The organism is Phaeodactylibacter luteus, assembly GCF_007993045.1.
Taxonomy (GTDB): Bacteria; Bacteroidota; Bacteroidia; order Chitinophagales; family Saprospiraceae; genus Phaeodactylibacter; species Phaeodactylibacter luteus.
In genome coordinates this window covers 24,359-33,210 of sequence record NZ_VOOR01000053.1, presented here as the reverse complement: position 1 = coordinate 33,210, position 8,852 = coordinate 24,359, and the positions used below count along the sequence as shown (strand labels likewise).

Sequence of the window (8,852 nt, the reverse complement as noted above, 5' to 3'; positions counted from 1 at the left end):
GAACCTGTCTACCCGGGGCAGGCAGGTAGAGTTTTATGTTTCCCAACCGAGCCGGGGCGAACGCTCTATCTGCCCCCGGTCAAGCCCAGGAAAACACAATGTTTTTCACCCCTTATCTTGACATTCCCACGGCTAAGCTGTATATTATTAATCAATTGCACTGATCACTGCGCGCAGCAACAAAAACCGGCGCTTCCTGTGCAACCACTACACTTAATTGAACAAAAAACATAACCGCCCTGCTAAAGCCTTGAGTTATAGCAGTACCATTGGTATTGGCATTAAACAGATATGCCTGGGACAGCCGGTAGCTGAATCCTCTGTCTGTGCTATGCTCCGCTGGGCGCTTCCGACAGCGCAACTGGCTACAGCGCCGTGACACGGGGGTGCCCGTAGGGCGGGGGTGGATCCAAGTCAATTCCTATTTTTTAACACATAAAAACCTTCACCTATGAAAAACAAATTCCTACTGCTCACCTGGCTGCTTGCGGTGCCTCTGCTGTGGCCCGGGTGCGACAAGCCAAACGACTGCCCGGAGCTCAAACTCCCCCCACTCACCACAGAAGGGCTTAATACCTTCGGCTGCGTGATTGACGGGGAGGTATGGGTGCCCCACGTAGACTGGCAGCTGATCCAAACGCCGCTTGATTTTGGGGAGATTACGGTGGTGCATCATGAAGAGGTAAACCACTTTTACATACGTGTCGATAGAAGGCCAAATGGCGAATGTGATGAGACTGATCAAGTTATACATATTGGGCTAAATATTAAAGAGATCAATGAATCGGACGATTCATTGATTGGGTCGGCCTCATTTAACGACTGGAACACAGGCAATTGGCAATATCGCCTTGATACTACAGTCAGCCGTGTTGTGGACATTCATAAGTTTGATCTTGATGAGCGCATCCTCTCGGGCACTTTTAGCTTTGATTTTAAGGATTACGGTACAGATGAAGTACGCGAAGTCAGAGACGGCCGCTTTGACCTGAAATTCTAAAACACTTAAAAAACACTAAAATGAAAAAAATTACTGGATTATTTACGCTCCTATTGTTGGCGAGCCTGCTCTGGGCTCAGCAGCCAACGGGCACGCTTTCTTTTCAGAATGATGCCGATGCCGTGATCACTGATGTGGTTGGCAGCCTGGATTTTTCAGAGCTCAGCACGGGCTTGCTGCTAGAACGGACCGTGCCGTGGGCAGATCCATCGCTGTTCCATGGGCAAAGCGTTTCTGATACGAACCTCATTAACCATAATGGATTCGGGCTGTTGTATGCTACGCTCTCAGGTATGGGGGTGAATGGGCCTGCATTACCGGACCCTGGCAGTACCTACGTTCCGGCTATGAGTGATCTGAATGCAAGTTCAGATACTTTTCCCATCAGTATGCTATTCATGGATTACGAACGATTTAAGCCCTACGCAATAGATTCCAACCTGTTGGCCTGGACTGCCAATGCGGGGGGGGGGGCAAAGCTTATCTGATGTAGCTAACCGTCCGGAAAGCCCTTATGCATTAGATCGGCTCTTTGCAGCATCTGCCTTACACGACAAGGCAGTAGGGACTTCGCCTTCCTTTATCCTTCCATCTCATCTCTTTTTCTCCAATTGCAACACCGGTGGCAGCGCACTTCTTTCCTTGTCCATTGACCTGGATGACGGCAATGGCTATCAGCTGGTCTCTCTTGGGCAGCTGATCTCCACCCAGTACAGTAGCGGAGGCAACAAACGGGTCAAACTTAAAATGAAAACATTTGACCGGAAAGAGTATGTAGCCCACTTTTCTTTTAAGGTGATGGAGCAAGGCATTGGTACTCGTTTTCCAAATACTCCAACGGATATTGAAATTCCAGCAACTCAGGAGCACAGCGGAGGGGTGATGAATATTTTCATCAACGACTGCAACGATGGCCTGGCCAAGCCTCTCATCATAGCAGATGGGCTTGACCCCGAGCTGAGGGATGAAAACCGGACCTGGGAGTTTGCGATAGAATTGCTAAATTATCAGCTACAATCAGGTGATGTTTTGATTGATCAACTAGAATCCGAAGGCTACGACATCATCTTCGTGGATTACAACAATGGGGGCGACTACATACAGCGCAATGCACGGATGGTACAGGATGCGCTGCGGGAAATCAATCAGATCAAAGCAGCAAACGGGAGTACTGCGTCTAATATCCTCATAGGGCCAAGTATGGGCGGCCCCGTCACAGAGTACGCACTACTTGAAATGGAGCAAAATAACGAAGCTCATCAGGTAGAGCAGCTGCTCCTGCTTGACGGTGTACAACGAGGGGCTAATGTACCTTTGGGCATTCAACATGCTTCCCGTCACCTGCATGATTTAGAAGGGCCATGGAATACGCCATTGCGGGATTATATCCCTCAGCTTTCTTTTTTGAGAAATTTATTCAATGAGCCTGCGATGAAGCAAATGCTACTATACAGTGCCTACTCAACAAATGGAGTAAGCCCACTGCCAGAGCATGTACAATTTTATGCTGAACTCGACGCCTTTATGCCACCTCAGCATTTTGAATACGTTGCTTTATCTGCGGGGAGCCTGAGAGGCGTTGGTCAATTGGTACAGCCAGGGGAAGATATTGTTAGCTACTCCGGAGGATTAAGTGAAATTTTGCAAGATGTAGTAGGAGGGTGGTCTGGGTTTTGGGCCAACACAGCTGAGTTAGTGCTAGGTTTATCAGGAAATACGGCCACCTTTGCAGTAGGCATAAGGGCAATTCCTGATCAAAACCAAGGAGGTGTTATTGTTTATAATGGGCAAGTTGAAATTGAGATTTTATTTTCTTCATTTGTCAGCTCTGCATATAGTTATGTAGCTTCAGGTACATTACCTCTTGATAGCGCACCGGGAGGTTTCATGGGGATACATCGGGACAGTATATTTTTAAACGAGCAACAGCTTTTTCATAATACCGTATGTATTGTCCCCACCGTAAGTAGCTTGGATATACCCATAAACGCAGCCAACCTTTATGCAAACTTGGAGAATGTTGGAAGTGTGGCAGGCAACTTGACCGTTGTCAACCGTTATGCAGGGTCTACAGCAAGTATTGAGTCTTCAGAGTATGGGCCCCCTGCTCAGGAAAATCAACAGCACAGCCCAATTATCAATGAGGACAATATTGACTTTTTGCTATTCTCATTTGTTGCGGCTGATCCATTGTTGAGTGAACAATCAGGCGTAATCAACAACCGAGTCTACAACTATGGGAGGTCTCTGGCACCCTTTGACCCCGCTATTCCCGGTTTCTTCAAGGAAACTGACAATCGTATAAGGTATGATATAGATATCCTTAACGGTGGATCGCTATGGGTGAACCGTGCTGACCGGATAGCATTTACAGACGAGTTACAGAACCCTCAAAACCAGCAATCTTCTAATTTTAATCTATATATCGGTGGTGGTGATTTATGTACAACGCCAAGCCCGGTTATCCTCACCATTGCCCCCACCGCCCGCATGGAGCTTGGCCAATGGGACGCCGCCGCCGGCATCACCAACACCGCCCAGGTCTACGTGCAGGAAGATGCACAGTTGTCAGTACAATATGGGGGCGAAGTACAAATCAATAAGAGCTCCGCTTTGCGTATACAGGAAGGTGGGCGCTTAGAGGTAGCTTCTGGGGGGGCGGTGGTTGCCCGATTTGGTGGCGAGCTAATAGTAGAATCAGGTGGCGAGCTGCGGATTGAGGCAGGCGCAACGCTTCAGGTGAGCCAGTATGCCCGCTGTGTGATAGAAGAGGGGGGGCGGCTTATATTAGAAGATGGTGCTTTTGTGCTTTTGGATGATTGGGAAGACCCAGAGGGGCGGGCAGTTGTAGAAGTTTCGGGCGAACTGGTGGTAGGAGGAGAAGTTATACTACCCTCGGTCACGAGAGGTGAAATTTTGACGACTTTGTTTTTGCGGCCTGCAAGGCAAAAAGCACAGGCATAGCCTACACTAAGCGTGGGGAAAAGGGGCCCCACGGTGAGGTCGGCGAGCATTTTTAACGCCGCAGGATGCAAAAAGAAAAAGTCAAAAATCACTTATTGTGCCCGAGGGGAGTATATCTACGCAGGCAATGGCTTTTTTGATTTCTATCCTTCTCATACCCTTACCCTAAACAACGGCGAGTTTCATTTATCAGGAAATGGCTTCGGGCAGCGTTTCATAAAGCTACAGCCACAGACGGCTCTACAGATTGGCAGTGGAAATCTGCAGCTGAGCAAGGGGCGCGTGGAATACGGCAGTGGCTCCTCTATACAGGTGGATGGCGGCAGTGCAGTGCTCACGGATATGGAACTGATGTCAGCTGGGGGCACAGCTACAGCACTTTGGGCACAGCAGGCCGATCGCATTGTGGTTGCCAATTCTTTTATTGGGGGTATGTTCGCCGGGGTAGAAGCCTATCAGGTGGCGGCAGCCAACCCCTTAGACCTCCTCTTTCTAAATACTACCTTCAAGGGAAATACGAATGGGCTCATGCTTGACGGCGGGCAGGAAGCCCGTATCTGGCAATGTGATTTTGCGCCAGACCAGGCAGGTGCTCAAGCTATTGCAGTCGCGAATTTCCAGTCTGTACGGATGGAGGGCTGTGGGGTACAGGAGTATCTGAAGCCAGCTGTGCCTGGGGCAGAAGAGGCCTGGGGCGCTATATATCTGGAAAATATAGGCGAGTACATTATGACAGGAGGCGCGGTAGCAGACAACGATGTCGGGTTTTACTGTCCAGCTGGCGCTACCGCAAATCTTACGCTGCGGGGACAGGCAGAGGTTTCTGGCCATACTTATTACGGCATACATATAGTAGAAGGCAGCCGGGAAGGGGCCAATAGCGGGCTCATCACCATGGATTGCGCCCGCTTGCTTGATAATGGGGTCGCGGGGATCAAGGGCAGAAACTTGATCCTTAATATAGATGCTTACATCAATAGCCAAACAACAGACCCTGCTTTCGTCCGTGCGAATCACTTTCAGCGCGGGCCCAATGACGCCCTTTGGTTTGATATATGTTATGATGGCCCACTCGCGGAATCGATCAACACTATTCCTGCCAGCGGAAATTATTGGGGCACTGACCATGCCAATCCGGAGCCGGGAGGTGGCTTGTTCTATTATTCGTTGGACAAAGTAAGCTTTGGGGGGTGCGGTGGCTTTCCGGAGATAGGGCTTGACTTTGGGGCACTTCATCCTAGCGGTGCGCCGGTTTCTTGTCCTGCCCCTGCGCCTACCGGGCCAGATGTGCCAGTGAGCAAGGACTGCCGCTTAGTGGCTAGCCCTACGGAGAGCATAAAGGAGTCTTATCACCAAGCCTTTGAAGCTTACCAACTGAAGCTGGCTTTGGATGAAGAGACCCTGAGCACGTATGCCGTCTTTACAGATGTAGCTTCGCAGCCTAATACTTCGCGTAATATGGGGACCGATGTTTGCAAACATTACGTAGATGTAGCCCGGGTGTTTTCCCCTTACACATTAGGCCAGCAGATGCAGTCTGCTGATGTGCAGCAAGGAAGGGCAGTAGGGCAAAAATCAGGGCCCATGGCAAGAGGTTTACTTGTTTCGCCCAACCCTGTACAAGAATCCTTACACCTCACTTGGGCTGGCACGGCCCCTTGCCATGCAGTCGTTTACAATTCGCTTGGCCAGCTGGTTTGGACTGGCATACTGCCTGTCGGGCAAACCGCTATTGCGACGGAGAGCTGGGCTGCCGGCTGGTATGTCCTAAGAGCGCTGCCCGAGGGGCAGCCTGCTATCCATCTGCGCCTGTCTGTGCAGCACTAGCAATCCGCTACCAAACCGCAAAACATAACAGCCCGGCTGTGCGATAGGCACAGCCGGGCTGTTCAAGTGGCCTCACTCTTAGAGGGCAGCAGCTACTTTTCCCCAAGCGGCTTGCCGGAGGCCTTAGTATTTTGGAACGTGTTCAGCCCACACTCCAAGAAGTCAGCATAGTCCTGAACGCCCTCTTTATAGCCGCGGGGGGCAGCGAGCACCTCCTCGTCCGGGCTCATCATCACGTAGAGCGGCTGGGAGTTTTGCTCAAAGTTCACAATCTGAAAATCTGCCCACAAGTTGCCCACATTACGGAGCTTTTCCTGCCGGGGCACTGAGTAAAGGATCTCCTCCAGTGCCTTTCGGTCATCCACGTAGAGAGAGATCAGGACAAAGTCCTGCTCCAGCTTGTCTTTTACCACATCTTCTACCCAGATGTGCTCTTCGGTTTTGCGGCAGTTCACGCACCCATAGCCAGTGAAGTCGAGCAATACTGGCATTCGCTGCTCTTTGGCGTAAGCCAGCCCCTCTTCGTAGTCCTTGAAACAGTCCAAGTCATTGGCACACTTGGTGAAGGAGGGGAAACGGGCTTTGATGTCTTCATCGGCTTCGGATTTAGTCAGGAAGAGGTTGTAATTTGCTGGCGGGGCGAGCCCGCTCATCAGCTTTAGGGCATTATAGCTCTTGGTCTCCCCATTGTACATAAAACCGGTGGCCAGGTAGACGGTAAAGGCCAGAGAGGCCAGGGCGACCCCGCCCCGGGTAGGGGACAGCTTTTGCATAGGGCTATCGTGCGGAAACTTTATCAGGCCAAAGAGGTAGGCGGTCAGGGCCGCAAAAATCAAGACCCAAGCGCCGAGGAAGGCCTCATAAGGCAAGATGTTCCAGTGCATCGTCATATCTGCTACAGAAAGGAACTTCAGGGCCAGGGCCAGCTCCAGGAAGCCCAAGACAACCTTCACGGAGTTCATCCAGCCGCCGGAGCGGGGCAGGGAGTTCAGCCAGCCTGGGAATGCTGCAAACAGCGCAAAGGGCAGGGCCAGGGCAGAGGAAAAACCGAGCATCACTACAAATGGCCCCAGCTTATTGGTAGCCGATTGCACCAGTGCAGAGCCGATGATCGGGCCCGTGCAGGAAAAGGAGACCAATGCAAGCGTAAACGCCATAAAGAAAATGCCGATCAGCCCGCCTTTGTCGGCCATGGCATCGCTCTTGTTCGCCCAAGAGCTGGGCAGGGTGATTTCGTAGTACCCAAAGAACGAAAAAGCGAAAAACAAAAAGATGATGAAAAACAACGTATTGGCAATCCAGTTGGTCGATAGCGCATTTAAGGCAGTAGCGCCGAATACGCCGGTAATGAGCAGCCCAATAGAAACATAAATGACAATAATGGACAAGCCATAGATCAGCGCATTACGCAGCCCTGTTGCCCGGTCTTTGCTGCTCTTGGTGAAAAAGCTGACCGTGAGGGGGATCATAGGGAATACACAGGGCGTAAGCAGGGCCAGGAGCCCTCCGGCAAAGCCCAGCAGGAAGGTCCAAAAGAGGTTGGTGTCTTCCTTGGCCACATCCTCCACCCCGCAGGTGCCTACGGGAGATTCATAAGAAGCGCGTATGGCCGCTATGCGCTGATCGATCGTTTTAAGCCCGGTCGCAGGGTCAACCGCAGCAACCGTAGGGGCCTGGCCAGATAAGTGGAAACTAAAGTCTACATCCGTAGGCGGCAGGCATTGGGTATCATCGCAGGCCATATAGGTCAGGTACCCGGTAATCGGTGCTGTGGGGTCGGTTGCCTTTATCTGCTGCCGGAATACGACAGGGCTTCCAGTGAACTTGGTCACCACCACACCGCCGAAGAGCGGGTCAGGCGCTGACTTTTTCTCACCCTCTTCTGTCACATCCCCTTCTAGGGAATAGCCGGGCTGCTCCTCAAAATTGAATTGAGTAGGCAGGGGCCCATCATCGGGGTTGGTATGCTGGGAATAAATTTTCCAACCTTCTGCAACGGTAGCGGTGAAGGCTAGCTCATAGGTGCCTTCGCCCGTAGGCCGGTGCTCAAAGGACCACTGCACGGGATCGGCAAGGCCACTGCCGGGGCTGTCCATTGCGCCTGCCGCTGTAGTTGCGCCTTCTGTACCGCTCACTTCAAAAGCCGGCAGCGCTGCAGTGGGCGCCTGAGTGGGCGCAGCCTGATCGGCATCTTGCTCTGCGTTTAGCGAAAAGCTGAAATCTTCCGCTGAGGGCGGCAGGCACATCTCCTCATTACAAGCCATAGACTCCACGTAGCCGGTGATGGGCTTGTTGAAGTCGGCCACTTTCACCCGCTGTGTGAAGACCGCTTTACCGGTGTAGTAGGCCACCGTCAGGTTGTCAAATAGGGGTTCTTGAGCTTCTTTCCGTTTGCCTGCTTCTTGCAGTTCCCCCGCCATGGAAAAGTGGCTGCCCTCGTCAAAAAAGATGCCAATAGGCACCGGGCCAAGGGCGTCTTCCCCATACGATTGCTTCGGGGAATAGGTCTTCCAGCCTTCTTGGATGGCCGCTTCGAAAACGAGGTCGACTTCATCGGCGCTTACCGGCCGGGCTTCAAATGTCCATTGCACAGGGCTTTCCATCTGCGACCACGCAGGGAGGAAAGCAGAGGCGAGCAGGGCGAGTAACAGGAGTTGCTTTTTCATAATTCCAGAGCTAAATCAAGGCCACACCCTTTGCTACCATTGGCGGTGAAGTTTGGGCTGGCCTTAGGCGTATTGACAATACATGCGCTGGGCATGCTTAATTTCTTGGTCCATCTCCGCATACAAACACAACGGCTTACGCTGCGGTTGTGTAGCCGGCGCAAAGGTAAGGCATCCTAAGGTGGCAAACTGTGATACTGCCTACATTACGAGCATGTTTGGTGCTCGTTCCTTATTGCAGATCAACGCTTGATGAACCTGGCCTCCCCCACCAAGCTTTCATTTAGCTCGCTAAATGAAAGCTTGGCGGCTTTGCTGAAGTTATAAGTATTTGATTTTCAAATCAAAGCCGATTCAAACAAGCTTTGGGTCCAGGATGCCGGATGCCAGCTTTG

The 8,852-nt window shown here is 51.6% G+C and carries 5 protein-coding genes; 4 read left to right on the top strand and 1 reads right to left on the bottom strand.

From position 1 onward, the window contains the following. The first annotated feature begins 451 nt into the window (after window positions 1–451). The 4 genes from FRY97_RS18505 (at window position 452) to FRY97_RS18490 (ending at window position 5,791) form a co-directional block, all read left to right on the top strand. Window positions 452–1,000, top strand: a complete 549-nt coding sequence (locus FRY97_RS18505; RefSeq protein WP_147169057.1) for a hypothetical protein — start codon at window positions 452–454, stop codon at window positions 998–1,000. A 20-nt stretch (window positions 1,001–1,020) separates the two neighbouring features. Continuing rightward, the gene (locus FRY97_RS18500) at window positions 1,021–1,488 is read left to right on the top strand and encodes a hypothetical protein (RefSeq protein WP_147169056.1); all 468 of its coding nucleotides are present in this window, start codon (window positions 1,021–1,023) and stop codon (window positions 1,486–1,488) included. A 259-nt stretch (window positions 1,489–1,747) separates the two neighbouring features. Continuing rightward, window positions 1,748–3,964 (top strand): esterase/lipase family protein, encoded by a 2,217-nt coding sequence (locus FRY97_RS18495; RefSeq protein WP_147169055.1) that lies wholly within the window; start codon window positions 1,748–1,750, stop codon window positions 3,962–3,964. A gap of 33 nt (window positions 3,965–3,997) precedes the next feature. Next, the gene (locus FRY97_RS18490) at window positions 3,998–5,791 is read left to right on the top strand and encodes a T9SS type A sorting domain-containing protein (RefSeq protein ID WP_147169054.1); all 1,794 of its coding nucleotides are present in this window, start codon (window positions 3,998–4,000) and stop codon (window positions 5,789–5,791) included. Between the two features lie 92 nt (window positions 5,792–5,883). On the opposite strand, the gene FRY97_RS18485 is transcribed toward FRY97_RS18490, so the two are convergent. Continuing rightward, on the bottom strand, window positions 5,884–8,457 hold the full coding sequence (locus tag FRY97_RS18485; RefSeq protein ID WP_246141827.1) for a protein-disulfide reductase DsbD family protein: 2,574 nt from the start codon (window positions 8,455–8,457) through the stop codon (window positions 5,884–5,886). Window positions 8,458–8,852 lie beyond the last annotated feature (395 nt).